The organism is Culturomica sp., from assembly GCF_003524185.1.
GTDB lineage: Bacteria > Bacteroidota > Bacteroidia > Bacteroidales > Marinifilaceae > Culturomica > Culturomica massiliensis.
In genome coordinates this window covers 38,245-53,874 of the sequence record NZ_DOED01000008.1, presented here as the reverse complement: position 1 = coordinate 53,874, position 15,630 = coordinate 38,245, and the positions used below count along the sequence as shown (strand labels likewise).

At 43.9% G+C, this 15,630-nt stretch carries 16 protein-coding genes; 9 read left to right on the top strand and 7 right to left on the bottom strand.

Going from position 1 to position 15,630, the window contains the following annotated elements:
- Positions 1–8: 8 nt before the first annotated feature.
- From DD657_RS03125 to DD657_RS03115, 3 genes are all read left to right on the top strand, one after another.
- A complete protein-coding gene (locus DD657_RS03125) occupies positions 9–1,514 on the top strand; it encodes an OmpP1/FadL family transporter (RefSeq protein WP_068689716.1) in 1,506 nt (501 codons plus the stop codon).
- A gap of 232 nt (positions 1,515–1,746) precedes the next feature.
- The gene (miaB, locus tag DD657_RS03120) at positions 1,747–3,072 is read left to right on the top strand and encodes a tRNA (N6-isopentenyl adenosine(37)-C2)-methylthiotransferase MiaB (protein WP_287048447.1); all 1,326 of its coding nucleotides are present in this window, start codon (positions 1,747–1,749) and stop codon (positions 3,070–3,072) included.
- A 64-nt stretch (positions 3,073–3,136) separates the two neighbouring features.
- Complete coding sequence (locus DD657_RS03115; RefSeq protein ID WP_068689719.1) at positions 3,137–3,679, top strand: RNA methyltransferase; 543 nt, start codon at positions 3,137–3,139, stop codon at positions 3,677–3,679.
- A 15-nt stretch (positions 3,680–3,694) separates the two neighbouring features.
- On the opposite strand, the gene folP is transcribed toward DD657_RS03115, so the two are convergent.
- Positions 3,695–4,540 (bottom strand): dihydropteroate synthase, encoded by an 846-nt coding sequence (gene folP / locus DD657_RS03110; protein ID WP_021988968.1) that lies wholly within the window; start codon positions 4,538–4,540, stop codon positions 3,695–3,697.
- A 111-nt stretch (positions 4,541–4,651) separates the two neighbouring features.
- On the opposite strand from folP, the gene DD657_RS03105 reads away from it, so the two are divergent.
- From DD657_RS03105 to DD657_RS03080, 6 genes are all read left to right on the top strand, one after another.
- On the top strand, positions 4,652–5,194 hold the full coding sequence (locus DD657_RS03105; RefSeq protein ID WP_021988969.1) for a DUF1599 domain-containing protein: 543 nt from the start codon (positions 4,652–4,654) through the stop codon (positions 5,192–5,194).
- A gap of 42 nt (positions 5,195–5,236) precedes the next feature.
- Positions 5,237–6,484 (top strand): BT_3928 family protein, encoded by a 1,248-nt coding sequence (locus tag DD657_RS03100; RefSeq protein WP_287048444.1) that lies wholly within the window; start codon positions 5,237–5,239, stop codon positions 6,482–6,484.
- Positions 6,485–6,542: 58 nt separating this feature from the next.
- A complete protein-coding gene (tpiA, locus tag DD657_RS03095) occupies positions 6,543–7,310 on the top strand; it encodes a triose-phosphate isomerase (RefSeq protein ID WP_068689725.1) in 768 nt (255 codons plus the stop codon).
- Between the two features lie 115 nt (positions 7,311–7,425).
- The gene (locus DD657_RS03090; RefSeq protein WP_021988974.1) at positions 7,426–7,977 is read left to right on the top strand and encodes an RNA polymerase sigma factor; all 552 of its coding nucleotides are present in this window, start codon (positions 7,426–7,428) and stop codon (positions 7,975–7,977) included.
- On the top strand, positions 7,958–8,473 hold the full coding sequence (locus DD657_RS03085; protein ID WP_068689731.1) for a hypothetical protein: 516 nt from the start codon (positions 7,958–7,960) through the stop codon (positions 8,471–8,473). The genes DD657_RS03090 and DD657_RS03085 overlap by 20 nt, the downstream gene beginning before the upstream one ends.
- 4 nt (positions 8,474–8,477) lie before the next feature.
- A complete protein-coding gene (locus DD657_RS03080; RefSeq protein WP_021988976.1) occupies positions 8,478–9,545 on the top strand; it encodes a DUF4097 family beta strand repeat-containing protein in 1,068 nt (355 codons plus the stop codon).
- Positions 9,546–9,579: 34 nt separating this feature from the next.
- Here DD657_RS03080 and DD657_RS03075 read toward each other — a convergent pair whose 3' ends face one another.
- From DD657_RS03075 to DD657_RS03050, 6 genes are all read right to left on the bottom strand, one after another.
- Entirely contained in the window at positions 9,580–11,481 is a 1,902-nt protein-coding gene (locus tag DD657_RS03075; RefSeq protein WP_287048439.1) for a dipeptidyl-peptidase 3 family protein, read from the bottom strand.
- Positions 11,468–12,268 (bottom strand): hypothetical protein, encoded by an 801-nt coding sequence (locus DD657_RS03070; protein ID WP_068689736.1) that lies wholly within the window; start codon positions 12,266–12,268, stop codon positions 11,468–11,470. Before DD657_RS03070 ends, DD657_RS03075 begins: the two co-directional genes overlap by 14 nt.
- Before the next feature lie 76 nt (positions 12,269–12,344).
- Positions 12,345–13,031, bottom strand: a complete 687-nt coding sequence (locus tag DD657_RS03065) for a TrmH family RNA methyltransferase (protein ID WP_287048437.1) — start codon at positions 13,029–13,031, stop codon at positions 12,345–12,347.
- A 10-nt stretch (positions 13,032–13,041) separates the two neighbouring features.
- Entirely contained in the window at positions 13,042–13,602 is a 561-nt protein-coding gene (locus DD657_RS03060) for an NUDIX hydrolase (protein WP_021988980.1), read from the bottom strand.
- Positions 13,603–13,670: 68 nt separating this feature from the next.
- A complete protein-coding gene (locus tag DD657_RS03055; protein WP_068692148.1) occupies positions 13,671–13,940 on the bottom strand; it encodes an HU family DNA-binding protein in 270 nt (89 codons plus the stop codon).
- A gap of 117 nt (positions 13,941–14,057) precedes the next feature.
- Complete coding sequence (locus tag DD657_RS03050) at positions 14,058–15,614, bottom strand: NAD(P)/FAD-dependent oxidoreductase (RefSeq protein ID WP_287048434.1); 1,557 nt, start codon at positions 15,612–15,614, stop codon at positions 14,058–14,060.
- Positions 15,615–15,630: the final 16 nt, after the last annotated feature.

Sequence of the window (15,630 nt, the reverse complement as noted above, 5' to 3'; positions counted from 1 at the left end):
TGAACCCAATGAAAAAATTATATATTCTTTCGGCACTGTTGACTATGGGAACCATAGCATCGGCCCAAAATTATGAAGAAATCCTGCGTTTCTCCAGATTTACAACCACAGGGACGGCCCGTTCGGCTGCCATGGGAGGTGCATTCGGAGCCTTGGGAGGCGACCTCTCGACTTTAAGTACCAATCCTGCCGGAATCGGTGTTTTCCGGAAATCGGAGGCTGCCTTTACCCCCTTACTGAATTTCAACGATATCAAATCGGGAAACCGTACAGCCAATAAGACTTCTTTCCAGATGGGAACGCTGGGGGCAGTTTTCTCTCTGTATACGCCCGACTTCAATTGGCGGGGTTTTAATTTCGGTATCAATTATACCAATTTGAGCAACTACAACCGCCAGATGGATATCGCCGTACTCAATTCCTCAACTTCCCAGCTCAATGCCTATGCTCTACAGGCGGACAATATCCAGCCGAAAGATCTGAATCCGTTTACACTGGGACAGGCGTACGAAACATTCCTGATCAATCCGAATGACCAATTGTACTATTCTCCGGCCGTCGGAGAAGGGGAATTAGTCAATCAATACAAATTGCTCAAAGAAGACGGATATCAGGGTGAGTATGCTTTTTCTTTCGGCACGAACTACAAGGACAAACTGTATTTGGGAATGACCATCGGCTTGCAAACGACCTATTTCAAAACCCGCAGCCAATACACTGAACTCGGTGAAGAAAATGCCCCGTCCGGCTTTGATTCATACGACTTCTTTGAAAATGTCCGGATCAACGGTGTAGGTACCAACCTGAAATTCGGAGCCATTTACCGTCCGATTCCGGAACTCCGTATCGGTGCCGCTATTCATACGCCCACGTGGTATAACATGAATTATCGCCGGGAAACATATATTGACGCTTACTACTGGACTCCCGAAGACCCGAATACCGGGCGGGAATCACAAATCAGCCAATCCCAGGGATACTACGACAAATACGATTTCGATATGAGAACCCCCTGGCGGGCCATCTTAAGTATTGCAACGGTATTGAACCAAAAAGCGATCATCAGCGCAGACTACGAATATGTGGATTACGGTTCGGCCAAATACACAGCAGGCCCCTACAGCCGTTTTTACGACGAAACCAACGCCGCAATCAAGAGTACCTATACGGCAGCTCATAATTTCCGGGTCGGAGCCGAATACCGTTTTAACAGCCAATTCAGCTTGCGGGCCGGCTATAATTATATGGGAAGTCCGTACAAACGCAAAGAATACAGTTTTGTAAATTCTATTCCGGGCGGTGATAAAATCCAAACGGTTTCAGGCGGTATCGGTCTGAACTTCGGTCAGTTCTATTGTGACGCCGCATACAGCTACCGGTTTGCAAAAGACGAAACCATCTTCTATTACACGGAAACCCAGATCGACAACCTCATTCATACGGTAATGGCAGAGCCCGTATCCAACAAATACCACGAACACCAGGCACGGATTACGGTGGGAGTAAGATTCTAAAATAATTTTAGATTTACGATTTTTGATTAAACACACCAAGTCAACAATTAAAGAGATTTCAAATTCCATACATAAATATGTAATTTTTCATCCAAGTGTGACAGAATCAAAAATCGTAAATCTAAAATCAAAAATAAATTAGCTGTTTAAAAGTCTGCGAATCTTTACGCTTTTTATAAAAGATATCCCTTTGAAAATATTACTTTTGTACCTTCAAAAGTAATATTTTTTTATGGGTAAAAAATTCTATATCGAAACCTACGGCTGCCAAATGAATGTGGCTGATAGTGAAGTTGTCGCAGCCATTTTAACAGCTAAAGGCTTTGAACACACCAAAGATAAAAACGAAGCGGATATCATTCTGGTAAATACCTGCTCTGTCCGCGAAAATGCAGAACAACGGGTACGGGGACGCGTACAAGGGTTTTCTGAAATCCGCAAAAGGAATCCCCATCTACTCGTAGGAATTATGGGGTGTATGGCAGAACGTCTGGGAGAAAATCTATTCGAACAGGAAAAAAATGTCAATATCGTCGTCGGACCCGACGCTTACATGGACCTGCCTTTATTGATTGAAAAGGCCGCCAAAGGAGAAAAGGCTATCAACATCGAGCTTTCGGAAACCGAAACGTACAAAGACATTTGCCCTTCCCGTATCGACGAAACGACGATTTCAGGTTTTGTATCCATCATGCGCGGATGCAACAACTTCTGTACCTACTGCATCGTACCGTACACGCGGGGACGCGAGCGCAGCCGCAGTCCGCACAGTATCGTAGCGGAAGTGATCGACCTGCAGAGACGCGGATTCAAAGAAGTGACCCTATTGGGACAGAACGTCAACTCCTACCATTACAAAGACGAAACCTCCGACATAAATTTTCCGGCACTACTGGAAACGGTAGCCCGTACCGTGCCTCAAATGCGGATCCGGTTTGCTACCTCCCACCCTAAAGATATGAGCGATGCCACACTGGAAACCATCGCCCGTTACCCGAATATATGCAAAGCCATCCACCTACCCGTACAATCGGGAAGTAATTCGGTACTCAAAGACATGAACCGGAAATACACCCGTGAATGGTATTTGGACCGGATTGCCGCCATCCGCCGTATCATCCCCGAATGCGGCATCTCGACAGACGTATTTGTCGGTTTCCATAACGAAAGTGAAGCAGATTTTCAGCAGACACTGGAACTGATGCAACAAGTCGGATTCGATCTGGCTTATATGTTTAAATATTCCGAGCGTCCCGGCACAATGGCTTCCAAACGTTTACCTGATAATGTCGATGAAGAAACCAAAGGGAGACGCCTCCAGCAATTGATCGATCTGCAAACAGGCTGGTCTCTGGAAAGTAACCGCCGGGATATCGGAAAAACGTTCGAAGTACTGGTAGAAGGGATTTCGAAAAAAAGTCCGGACGAAATGTTCGGGCGCAGCAGTCAGAACAAAGTGATCGTATTCCCTTGCAAAACAGCCAAAGCCGGCGATCTTATCCAGGTAAAGGTGAAAGACTGTACTTCGGCGACTTTAATAGGAGAAGCCGTCGGTTGATTTTTGATTGAATGAATCTGTCAACAAATCAGTTTACCCAATAATTTAAAATTCATTACAATCGATGGAAAACAGAAAATTACAAAACGAAGAACTTCACCGGATCAGCACCGAAGAATTTAAGTCGGTAGAAAAACTGCCCATCGTTATCGTTCTGGACAATATCCGCAGTCTGAATAATGTCGGTTCCGTATTCCGGACGTCAGATGCGTTCCGGCTCTCTAAAATATACCTTTGCGGCATAACAGCCACCCCGCCCAACCGGGAAATCCATAAAACAGCTTTAGGAGCAGAAGAATCGGTGGCATGGGAATACAGTAAAGATACATTACCTGTCATCCATCGTTTAGAGGCCGACGGCTATAAAGTGTTCTCGGTAGAACAGGCCGAGAACAGCCTGTCACTGGAAAAGGTAACACTTCCCACCGATGGAAAATACGCACTGGTTTTCGGCAATGAAGTGAAAGGGGTACAACAGGAAGTCATCGATCATTCTGCCGGTTGCATCGAAATTCCCCAATTCGGGACAAAACATTCATTCAACATTTCCGTCAGTGTAGGCATCGTACTGTGGCAGGTCGTCCGTCCGTGGCTAAACCGTTTCTGATCTTCAAAACACGGATCAGAAACGGGCAAACTGATGTATACAGTTGAACAGTTTCACAGCTTCTACAGCTTCTTTTACATCATGTACCCGCAACAATTGAGCCCCCTTCATCAGTGACACCGTATTCAACACCGTCGTGCCGTTTAATGCCTCCGCCGGCGTAATGTCCAAAGTCTTCCAGATCATACCCTTTCTGGAAATTCCGGAAAGTACCGGATAACCCAATTCCTGAAAAGTATCCAATGCTTCCATCAATTGGAAATTATGTTCAGCCGTTTTTCCAAATCCGAACCCCGGATCCAGGATCAGGTTATCGAATCCCAACTCATTCAGACGGGTAATCCGTTCCTTAAAAAAGAGCTTTACCTCCTCCACGACATTTCCGTACACCGGATTCCGTTGCATTGTCCGGGGAATGCCCTGTATATGCATCAGAATATAAGGCACTTTCATCCGGGCTACCGTTTCAAACATCCGGCTGTCCATCGTTCCTCCGGAAATATCGTTGACAATGACCGGGCCCAGGCAAGTATTAATTTCTTCCGCTATTTTCGCCCGGTAAGTATCTATCGAAACAAGCATATTCGGATAATATTTCCGGATCAGCTCGACAGCCGGTTCCAGCCGGGCCATTTCCTCTTTCTCGTCAACCCCGGCAGCCCCCGGACGGGTAGAACAGGCTCCGACATCAATGATATCCGCTCCCTCCTCCACAATCTGCCGGATACGTTCAATGACCTTCGTTTCACTAAGATACTTACCCCCATCGTAAAAGGAATCGGGAGTCACATTTAAAATTCCCATCACCCGGGGACGGGATAAATCGAGCACTTGCCTTTCTATTACCGGAAACTTTATCATGATTGCTAAAAATTGAAAATTGAAAATTGAAATATTATCAATTCTATTTATTAATTTTACACCTCAAAATAACAACGAGTTTTTTACATTTCATAATGTAAACCGAAAATTATGGTGGATACTTCACAAGAATATGACAGCGTAATAAATATATGCCGTGATATTTTTACAAAAAAAATGCACGACTACGGCACAGCCTGGCGGATATTACGCACAACATCAATTACAGATCAGATATTTATCAAAGCCAACCGCATACGTTGCATAGAAGAAAAAGGCGTATGCAAAGTACATGAAGGTATTGTGCCGGAATTCATCGGCATCATCAATTATGCCATCATGGGACTTATCCAGTTGGAACTCGGCCCGGGAGAAGATACTCCTCCTGAAAAAATAACCGCACGATACGATGAATATTTTCAAAGCGCCAAACGTCTGATGTTAGACAAAAATCACGATTACGACGAAGCATGGCGAAGTATGCGTATCAGTTCCTATACCGATCTCATTCTGATGAAGATCAAACGGACCAAGCAAATCGAGGACAATCAAGGCGATACCCTGATATCGGAAGGTATAGATGCCAATTACTACGACATGGTCAATTATGCCGTCTTTGCCCTGATCCGCTTATGTGTCGAGAACAAACAATAAAAACAGAAACGATTTATATATTTTTATAAACTCCAAAGTACAATGAAATTTTTACTGAATATCTGCAGGATTCTTATCGGACTAGTGTTTATTTTCTCCGGCTTTGTAAAAGGGATAGATCCGTTGGGATCCGATTACAAATTCACCGACTACTTCAACGCTTTCGGAATGAGCTGGATGAATTTTTCCGCATTATTCTTTTCTTTCTTGCTTTCCATGGCAGAATTCATTATCGGTATTTGCTTATTTTTAAATATCAAAACAAAATTAGCCTCCTGGGGAGCCCTTCTTTTCATGGCAGTCTTCACTCCCCTGACGTTGATTCTCGCAATCAAAAATCCGGTGACAGACTGCGGCTGTTTCGGAGATGCCTTGGTCTTGACCAATTGGGAAACCTTCTTTAAAAATATCATCCTATTGGTTATGGTATTGCTGGTGTTTTTCAACCGCAAGCGGTTCAAATCCATTTTCAACGTCCTGGAACAGAGTGTTATTCTGACGGGAAGTATTATATTTATGTTTTGCATAGAAATGTACAGCTATCGTCATCTGCCGATCCTGGACTTCCGCCCCTATGCCGTCGGAGCCAACATCACCGAAGGTATGACGACTCCGGAAGGAGCCCCTCACGACGAATACAGCACAACCTTAAAATACAAAAATAAAAATACAGGAGAGATTAAGGAATTTGATGAAAGCAACTTCCCCTGGCAAGACACATTGAATTGGGAATTTCACAGTTCCAGCCAAAAATTATTAAAGGAAGGCTATAAAGCCCCCATCCACGATTTTGTCATTGAACACCCCGAATACGGAGACATCACAGAAGAAGTGCTGAACGATGACGACTACACGTTCTTAGTCGTTTCTTACAAATTGAGCAAAGCCTCGGCAGAAGCACAGGATAAACTCAACAAGCTGGCAGCTTATGCCAGTGAGAACGGCTACCGCTTTTACGGCCTGACAGCTTCCAACGCCGACGAAATCACCGATTTTGTTCACAAATACAACGTCAACTACAGCTTCTGCGCTACAGATGAAATTCAATTAAAAACCGTGATCCGTTCCAATCCGGGCCTTGTATTATTGAAAAAAGGAACCATTATCGATAAATGGGGACACCGGGATATTCCGGATGCCGATGAACTGAAAGGAAAAGATCCTTTATCTTTCTGCCTGCTGGAACAACAATACATTACCGATCGGTATGTGATTTATTCCCTGGCTTTACTATACATGTTCCTGCTGGCCTTCTACATGATAAAAAAATACAAAAGACTGGCAAAATAAGTCTTAAAGCAGATTATACGAAAAAATCATTCTAAACTTAATAATAAATTATACTACCATGAGAAAAAAAATTGTTGCAGGTAACTGGAAAATGAATAAAACCCTTTCCGAAGGAATCGAACTGGCTAAAGAAGTAAATGCCAAAGTAAAATCACTGAACGCCTCCAATGTACAGGTAATCATCGGAACTCCGTTTATTCATCTGGCAGAAGTGAACAAAACTGTCGATCCGGCATTGGTTTCTGTTTCTGCACAAAATTGTGCCACGGAAGCATCCGGCGCATACACCGGTGAAGTATCGGCAGCCATGGTAGCCTCTACCGGGTGTAAATATGTTATTTTAGGACACTCGGAAAGAAGAAGCTATTACGGTGAAACAGATGCTATCCTGGTAAAAAAAGTAGCCCGCGCTCTGGAAAACAAACTGGAAGTTATTTTCTGTGTAGGAGAAGTCCTGGCTGAACGGGAAGCCAACCAACATTTTGAAGTTGTTAAATCCCAGTTGGTAAACGGTTTATTCAACCTGACGGCTGAAGAATTCGGAAACATTGTCATCGCTTACGAACCGGTATGGGCTATCGGTACCGGCAAAACAGCCACTTCCGACCAGGCACAGGAAATGCACGCCTTTATCCGTAAAGTTATTGCCGATCAATACGGTAAAGCCATTGCTGACAATACCTCCATTCTTTACGGAGGAAGCTGCAACGCTAAAAATGCCGACGAACTATTCGCCAACCCGGATGTAGACGGCGGCTTAATCGGCGGCGCTTCCTTAAAAGCAGAAGATTTTTCCGCCATCATCTCCGCTCGTTCAAAACACTGATATATAATTCATTGAACAATAAACTAAAAATGTCTCCCCCCAAAGGAGACATTTTTTTATATCTTACATGCAGCAAATTCATATCTTATACGTCATATAGTCAGAAAGCAGTAAAATGAGCGATTACAACATCATACGACGACAATGCCAAAAAGGTGACAGACGGGCCCAACTCGAATTTTATATGCTATTTTATAAAAGCGTATACAATTGTTGCTTCCGTATACTGGGTAATCCCCAGGAATCGGAAGAGGTTATGCAGGAAACCTTTTTAAAGGTGCTCGACAAAATTGACGAGTACACGGGAGATGCCGATAGTATGAAACGTATCCTCAAACGTATTGCCATCAATCGGTCGATAGACATCTGTCGAAAACGCAAAATTCGTTTTATAGAATTAAACGAAGGAGTGGAATACACTGACGAACCGGAAGAAGAGGAACACATCGAAATGCAACTGGAAGCCATCCATAAAATGATGCAGCTTTTACCGCAAGGTTACCGGATGATCCTGAATCTGCATCTGATAGAAAACCTGGATTACGCAGACATTGCGGTACAACTCCAGATTTCACCTTCCACTGTCCGTTCACAATATATCCGGGCCAAGCAAAAATTAGTTCAACTTATAAAAGAACATTATCCCCATGAGCAATTCATTGGATGAACAAATCAGAAAACAGGCAGGAATGCTTGACAATGCACTTCCGCCTATGGGACACTTCGAACGTTTCGAACAGCGTCTCGAACGCCACGAAAAAAAGAAACACACACACTGGCGCAGATGGATAATAACGACAAGCGCCGCTGCAGCCATTGCACTTATCCTCATGTTCCAATATTCCCGTCCCCGGCAAGCGATGTCTTATCCGGAATCGATACAGGAAGTTACAGCCTATTACAACCGGCAATTGCAGGATGAAATCGGCAAAGTGAGAGAAGAAACCGATCATATCACGGACCTTCAGTCTCAACGGGAAGTGCGGGACAATATTGAGGACATGCAAATTAAATTCCAGAAATGGGGTGCATCTTTGCCCAGGATGTCTGAAGAAGATCATATTGCATTAATCGTACTCCGCTACAACGCAGAAATGGAATCCCTGCAACGCATACGCGCCATTTTAGAGGATATTCCAAATAATCAACAACATAAATTATAAAACTATGAAAAACACATTCTTATTATTCGTGCTCTGCCTGTTGTTCTCAGCAAGCCACGCTTCCGCCAACACTCATGAAATAAAACGAGTGATTACCAAACAATTCAATGTTTCTGCCGGCAGTGAACTGGACATAAATAACAAATACGGAAATATTGTCATCAACGCATGGAATAAAGAGGTCATCGATTTTTCCATCGAGATCATCGGTAAAGGAGACAAGGAGAAAATAGCCCAACAAATGGCTGACCGGGTATCTATCGATTTCAACCAGACCGGAAGAAGAGTTTCCGCTCAAACCAATTTCGAACAACAACGGAATTTCAATTGTAACAACTGTGGAACAACGGTAAATTATACGGTCAATGTACCTGCTTCCGTCTACCTGAACCTGATCAACAAATACGGAAACATCCGGCTGGATGAAACGACACAGACCTTCAAAGCTGATGTCAAATACGGTAATATTTACGCCAGCCGCCTATCGGGGAAAGACAACTCCATTATTCTCAAATACGGAAACCTAGAACTGGGTGAAACCGGGAAACTGACACTCGACATAAAATACGGCAATGTCCGGATAGACAAAATCGACGACTGGAATTTAAATTGTGCGTATTCTAATCTTTCGTCGACGGAAATCGGTACATTGAGAGCCGACTCCAAATACGACAACTACAAAATCGGGAATATCGGAACCCTTTTTATCAATACAGCCTATAGCAATATCACCATCAACCAATTATCCGACAGACTCGAAGCCCTCAGTTTGAGATACTGTAAAGTGAAAATAGACGGTTTATCCGAAAATTTCAAAGCCATAACGATTGATGCCACTTATACTCCGGTCCGGATCAACCTGACAAATAACATCATATTTAAAGCCGATCTATCCAGTCATTATGGAAATATCCGTACAAACGGCCTGAAATTCTCAGATGTAACCCTCGACGACAGCAGCGACCGTTATACGAAACAAATCAAAGGCATTGCTTCGTTCGGTAATACCGGAACTCCGACTGCCACGATAAAAATTGCAACAACCTATTCCGATATTGTACTCAGTAAATAACCACCGAAGACCGGTTAATGCTTTTAAAAAGGCATTAACCGGTTATTTCACGGCCATAGGCCAGCATTTGCTCCAAAAAATCTCCCGGATACCCGATCTTTACATTCGTCACCTTCCCTCCTTCTTCAACAAGCGTATACTCCGGATTAATAAAACCCGCATAAGGAGGAATATGTAATTTTTCATAACGGTCCAGCACTTCCCGATGCAGCTCCATATCGATTCTTACACCGTAATTTTCCACTAAATCCCTGGCCTTCGTATAATCGCCTTCCGATTTAATACGTTGCACTTCTGCCAGTAACCTTCCGAATAAAATACGTAAAGCTTCATAATCACGTATGACGAAATAAGTTTTATTCTCCTGCACAACCCGTTCAATGACATTTCTTTCCTTCCCTTGCTCATATACCCAGGCAGCTATCAATTGCCGGTTACGCATATGCGATTCTTCAAGGCTGTTTCCGGGTTTTATCCGGGTCAGTTGTGTCAACAGTCCATTACGGATATAACTGTTATACTCACAACGAGCCACTTCCGGAGAAGAAACAATTCCCAACTCAACCAGTTTGGGATCCATAATATAATACAAAGCGAATAAATCGGCTCTCGCTTCCTCCAAGGTAGAATAATAATTTTTCAAAGCATCCGTCGTTACGCCGGTCAACATCTTTCCGGAGCCATGTCCCAGACATTCATGCAAATCCGTATGGATATTACCGGCTTCATAACCGTATTTCTCTGCCAGCTTTTTCTCTTCCTCCGAAAATGCAAATTCATCCGTTACCCCACTCCCTATTGAAGCCCGGTGATAAGCATAAGTGATATTATCCAGCGTAACCGACTTACTTCCGTATGTCTCCCGTATCCATTCGGCATTCGGCAAATTAATACCGATAGGCGTTGCCGGATGACAGTCGCCTCCCAGCATAGCAACCTGCATCACCCGGGCCGTAATACCGGATATTTCAGTTTTTTTAAACCGGTCATCCGTAGGAGCGTGTTTTTCAAACCAAAGGGCATTTTCAGCCAATTTCCGGGTCCGGCTGCAAGCCTGCGCATCGACAATCTCTACCACAGACTCCCAACTGGCTTTATAAGCCAAAGGATCTCCGTATACCTCTATAAATCCGTTTATAAAATCAACATTTGCCTTTCCTTCTTTAACCCAAGCTATCGAATACTTATCGAAAACCTTTAGATCGCCGGTACGGTAAAACTCCAACAATAAGCCGATCACCTGCTTTTGTTCTTCATTGGCAGCATAAGGCAAAGCCTGCTCCAGATATCCCATAATCCGACGGATTTCCCTACCGTATTTTCCATCTGCTTTCCATACCTGCTCTTTTACTTCCCCCTCCACCTTAACTAAAGTAGAATTCAAAGGATGCCTTGTTTCCGGTTCTTTCCGGTTATTATAGAAATCCTCCACTTCCTGCTGGGTGACGTTTTCATAATAATTATTAGCTGAATTGACTATCAAATCCCGGCTACCGTCAGACGCTACCCGCTTTGCCATATATCCCGGATCGAACACAACGCTTCTCAGTTCCTCGAACACAGCTCCCTGTCCGGTCTGCTCCAGCAACAGGCGGAAATAGGATTCCGGAAATGCCGGAATAAATTTATCCATGGAATAATGATGATGAATACCGTTGGCAAAAAATACCTTCTTGGCATAAAGCAAAAATGCCTGAAATTCAGCAACCGAACGATCCCCCTCATACTTGCATATAATACGCTCCAATACTTTACGTATCCGAAGATTATATCTGTTGTTCTGATCCCATAGAATATCCCGCCCGGCCAAAGCCGCCCGGCTAAGATAATAGACAAACAATTTTTCCTGTAAAGGCAAGGTCTCAAATACATCCACCCGATAGCGGAGTATACGGATATCATCAAACTCTTCTGCTATGTAATTATCGAAGTTCATTTCCGGTATTTTTTATTTTTACTTTATCGGTAAACCACCATTCTCCCTTTCTCAATTCGAGAGCATTCACCTCTCCGTCCGGACCGTAAAACATGAAATAATCCGCATACCGGGACTCTGCCGGAGACAAGTGATCGAAAATAATACGTTTTCCTTTGCGGTCGTGTTTCAACATCATATTTACTTCCTTTCCGTATTCGAAAACAAGGAAAGCGGTCCGGCGATTACCCTTCCGCAACAACCGACGGTTGAAATTTACCTTGCCGTTCGCTGCAAAATCCACCACCCACAATCCTTTACGGTTTGTTTTAGCCGTTTCACTCCATCCGAAAAGTATATAGCTATATTTTTTACCCGTTTTAAAGGCCAGCCAATCATAAAACAAATAATCCGGAATCTCCGTCTGTTCTCCGGGCAAATAACGCCACACCACATCTTTCCGGATACCTCCGAACTTAAAAACATGATAAAAAGCCGCCCCTTCCGTCAATTGTACCTGCCAGGAAAACATTTCAGCCCCGGTCAACGGACTTTTCTTATAATTCAGGTATTTAACCGGCCGGAGCAAATCATAATCCGCCGGTTTCAGTACTGTCAATAACCGTCCCAATTCATCTGCATAGCTGATTTTCAAGCTATCGGTCTCTGCCTTTACCAATTCGGTCATCAACGTATCGGCCCGGCGCTGAACGTTACTCTGTGCATATCCGGCATTCCCGTATACAACCAGCAATCCGGCAACCAATAATTTTCCAACACGACTAAACATATTGTTCTTCAACATCATCCCGGTACTAATTTACGACTTTCGATTTACAATGCGGTTTCAACATAAACGCTCGTTCCCCGATTCAATTTAAAATCTACAATCCGATTTCCTCTTTTTCCTCAAACCTCTCCAATATCTGCTTCGAAGATTTTATCGAATGCTTATACCATTGCAAAGCCACTCTCACCCGTTCGGCTTCATCCAAATGCCAGTTTATGGCGCTCGTTTTCAAACGCTGAACAACACTGTACATGATTAAAGCAGCACATACACTTACATTCAAACTCTCTGTAAAGCCATACATCGGGACTTTTACAAATTCATCGGCCTCATTTATTACGGTTTCCGACAAACCCGTCAATTCCGTTCCGAAGAAAAAAGCCATTTTCCCCTTCTGCAAATCCAGATCATCGATCAATACATCCTGGGTGTGGGGAGTTGTTGCTATAATCCGGTAACCGGCTTCACGGAGCTGCCGGATTGCTGCCGGTGTATTGTTTTGTTCCCCTCTATACCGATGAAGAGTCAGCCATTCACGGGCCCCTTGAGAAACCGTCGAACTGACATCATAACAATTCCGGTTCTCGATTATATGTATATGTTGAAGTCCCATACAATCGGCTGTCCGCATCACAGCGCTTTGATTATGGGACTGGTATAAATCTTCCAGCACAACTGTGACATAATCTGTCCTTTCCTGAAGCAAACGATCAAATAAATGGTTTCTTTCGTCCGTTACAAAATTTTTGAGGTACTCCAGTTGTTCTTTTTCGGTTCTCATGATCTCAAACTTACACTTCTTTCATTTCGCAAAAATATTTCCACAAAGGAGCGGCATGCATGGATTGCACAATCTCACCTTTTTGAAGCATTTCTTTTACTTCCTGAACATCCAGTAATTCGATCGCAATATCTTCTGTCATTTCCTGATGTGGCTCTGAAATCTTTTCAATATCCGTGGCCAGAAAACAATACGACAAATTGGTATGCGTTCCCGGATTAGCAGACATGGTCATAAAATGCGACCAATTTCCCCGGCCATAACCGGTTTCTTCCCAAAGCTCCCGTTTAGCCGCTTCCAGATAAGTCTCGTCAGAATCCTCTGCAACTCCTGCACACAACTCATACGAAACTTTTCCCAAAGCATGACGATACTGTCGCTCCATCAACATTTTACCCTCCTTGGTGACACCGATAACACAAATCCATGCCGGATATTCCAATACATAGTAGGAAGGAATAATGCTGCCATTGGGCAACTTAACCCGATCCTTACGAACAGTAAGCCAAGGTTCCCGAAAAAGATATTCGGAACCAAGTACATTCCAGGGTAATATTTCTTTCTTTTTCATCTCCTTTTCAATATAAAAAAAGGGGTGTTTTCGTTGACACCCCTTTTTTTATTGTTTAGTTGCAGGTATTAGCATTTTTCGGCCAATTCAGCACCAGCTTTAAACTTAACCACTTTCTTAGCAGGAATAGTGATTGCTTTACCAGTTTGTGGATTTCTACCACTTCTAGCGCTTCTTTCTGATACAGAGAATGACCCGAATCCGATCAAAGCTACTTTATCACCACTTTTCAGTGCATCACCAACTGTTTCTACGAAAGCTTCTAAAGCTTTTTTTGAATCTGCTTTTGTTAAACCTGCTTTTTCAGCAATAGCATCGATTAATTGTGCTTTATTCATACTATTAATTTTTAGGGTTAGAATTTTTATAACCTTTTTCTCTACAGACAAATGTATGTATTTTATTGAGGATGTCAAAGTTTTCAAAAAAAAAAACGACTTTTTTTTTACTTTTTACTAAAAATATGTCGTCAAAAGACTTTCGGCGCATTTCTCTCCGTCCATCGCAGCAGAAACAATGCCTCCGGCATAACCGGCCCCCTCTCCGCAAGGATACAAACCTTCAATTTCAACGTGCCTGAATGTCTCTTTTTCCCGGAGAATTTTTAAAGGAGCCGACGTCCGGGTTTCGACCCCCAGCAAAACAGCCTGATCCGTCACATATCCCTTCGCCTTCTGTCCGAAAAAAGTAAGGCCGGTCCGCAGACGCTCCGTTAAAAGCGCAGGAAACCATTCATGCAACAACGAAGACGTCACACCCGGCTTATAAGATACCCGGGGAATCGTTTGGCTGTAATTACCCGACAGAAAATCCGTCAACAATTGGGCAGGAGCATACAGGTTACGCCCTCCCTGTTCCCAGGCCGTTTTTTCCAGTTGCTCCTGAAACTCCATTCCGGCAAAAAGTCCCCGGTACTGCATCTGTGCAAGCTCCGTCTCCCCTACTGAGGTAACAATTGCCGAGTTAGCCCAAGGCGTATTACGCCCTGAAGCCGACATACCGTTCACAACCTGTTGTCCGGGCCCCGTGGCAGCAGGCACCACCACCCCGCCCGGACACATACAGAAAGAATAAACGCCACGCCCCTGTATATTCATTACAAAATTATATTCTGCAGCAGGCAACCACTTCCCCCTTCCGTCTTTCGTATGATATTGGATACAATCGATCAGGTTCTGCTGATGCTCCAGACGCAATCCGACGGCAAAATCCTTTGGTTCCATATACACCCGATGCCTGTGCAGTAAACGATAAACATCCCGGGCAGAATGTCCGGTTGCCAATACAACTCCCTTAGCATAAATTTCCTCTCCGCCAGCAACAACCCCCTCTATCCGCTTCTCCCGGATCATAAAATCGGTAACCCGGCTATTGAATCTGACCTCTCCGCCGAATCTTTCAATAGTCTTGCGAATATTGACAATGACAGCAGGTAATTTATCCGTACCGATATGAGGATGGGCATCTATCAGAATATTTTCGTCTGCACCGTGATATACCAAAATTTCCAAAGCTCTTCGCACATCTCCCCGTTTCTTAGAACGGGTATATAATTTTCCGTCAGAAAACGTACCGGCACCTCCCTCTCCGAATCCGAAATTAGAATCCGGATTGACCTCTCCCGTCTTATACAGATGCGCCAAATCTTTTTTCCTCCCGTCCACCGATTTTCCTCTCTCCAACACCAACGGCCGAATTCCCCCTTCGATAAGTCGCAATGCGGCAAACAGCCCGGCAGGTCCGGCACCGATAACCACGGCAATGGGAGCCTTTGAGACATCGCGGTAAGCCGGCCGAAAAACAGTCTCCCGTTCCTCGATCCGGTCAATGTGCACTCCGATCAACAGATTCATCATCACCTGCCGTTGACGGGCGTCCACCGCCCGACGGATAATATCAATATGTTTGATCCGTTCTGTCCCTATTCCTAACCTAACAGCAACCTGACGGTCTATAGCCGTCGTATCCGCAAGTTCCTCCGGACGAATTCTGATCTCAATTTCTTTATACATATAATATACGGATAAC

Coding starts and splice junctions, on each gene's coding strand:
- DD657_RS03060 (WP_021988980.1), bottom strand. CDS start 13,602: ATGAAAAAGAAAGAAATATTACCCTGGAATGTACTTGGTTCCGAATAT.
- DD657_RS03055 (WP_068692148.1), bottom strand. CDS start 13,940: ATGAATAAAGCACAATTAATCGATGCTATTGCTGAAAAAGCAGGTTTA.
- DD657_RS03080 (WP_021988976.1), top strand. CDS start 8,478: ATGAAAAACACATTCTTATTATTCGTGCTCTGCCTGTTGTTCTCAGCA.
- DD657_RS03070 (WP_068689736.1), bottom strand. CDS start 12,268: ATGATGTTGAAGAACAATATGTTTAGTCGTGTTGGAAAATTATTGGTT.
- DD657_RS03125 (WP_068689716.1), top strand. CDS start 9: ATGAAAAAATTATATATTCTTTCGGCACTGTTGACTATGGGAACCATA.
- DD657_RS03090 (WP_021988974.1), top strand. CDS start 7,426: ATGAGCGATTACAACATCATACGACGACAATGCCAAAAAGGTGACAGA.
- DD657_RS03050 (WP_287048434.1), bottom strand. CDS start 15,614: ATGTATAAAGAAATTGAGATCAGAATTCGTCCGGAGGAACTTGCGGAT.
- DD657_RS03065 (WP_287048437.1), bottom strand. CDS start 13,031: ATGAGAACCGAAAAAGAACAACTGGAGTACCTCAAAAATTTTGTAACG.
- DD657_RS03075 (WP_287048439.1), bottom strand. CDS start 11,481: ATGAACTTCGATAATTACATAGCAGAAGAGTTTGATGATATCCGTATA.
- tpiA (WP_068689725.1), top strand. CDS start 6,543: ATGAGAAAAAAAATTGTTGCAGGTAACTGGAAAATGAATAAAACCCTT.
- DD657_RS03100 (WP_287048444.1), top strand. CDS start 5,237: ATGAAATTTTTACTGAATATCTGCAGGATTCTTATCGGACTAGTGTTT.
- folP (WP_021988968.1), bottom strand. CDS start 4,540: ATGATAAAGTTTCCGGTAATAGAAAGGCAAGTGCTCGATTTATCCCGT.
- DD657_RS03115 (WP_068689719.1), top strand. CDS start 3,137: ATGGAAAACAGAAAATTACAAAACGAAGAACTTCACCGGATCAGCACC.
- DD657_RS03085 (WP_068689731.1), top strand. CDS start 7,958: ATGAGCAATTCATTGGATGAACAAATCAGAAAACAGGCAGGAATGCTT.
- DD657_RS03105 (WP_021988969.1), top strand. CDS start 4,652: ATGGTGGATACTTCACAAGAATATGACAGCGTAATAAATATATGCCGT.
- miaB (WP_287048447.1), top strand. CDS start 1,747: ATGGGTAAAAAATTCTATATCGAAACCTACGGCTGCCAAATGAATGTG.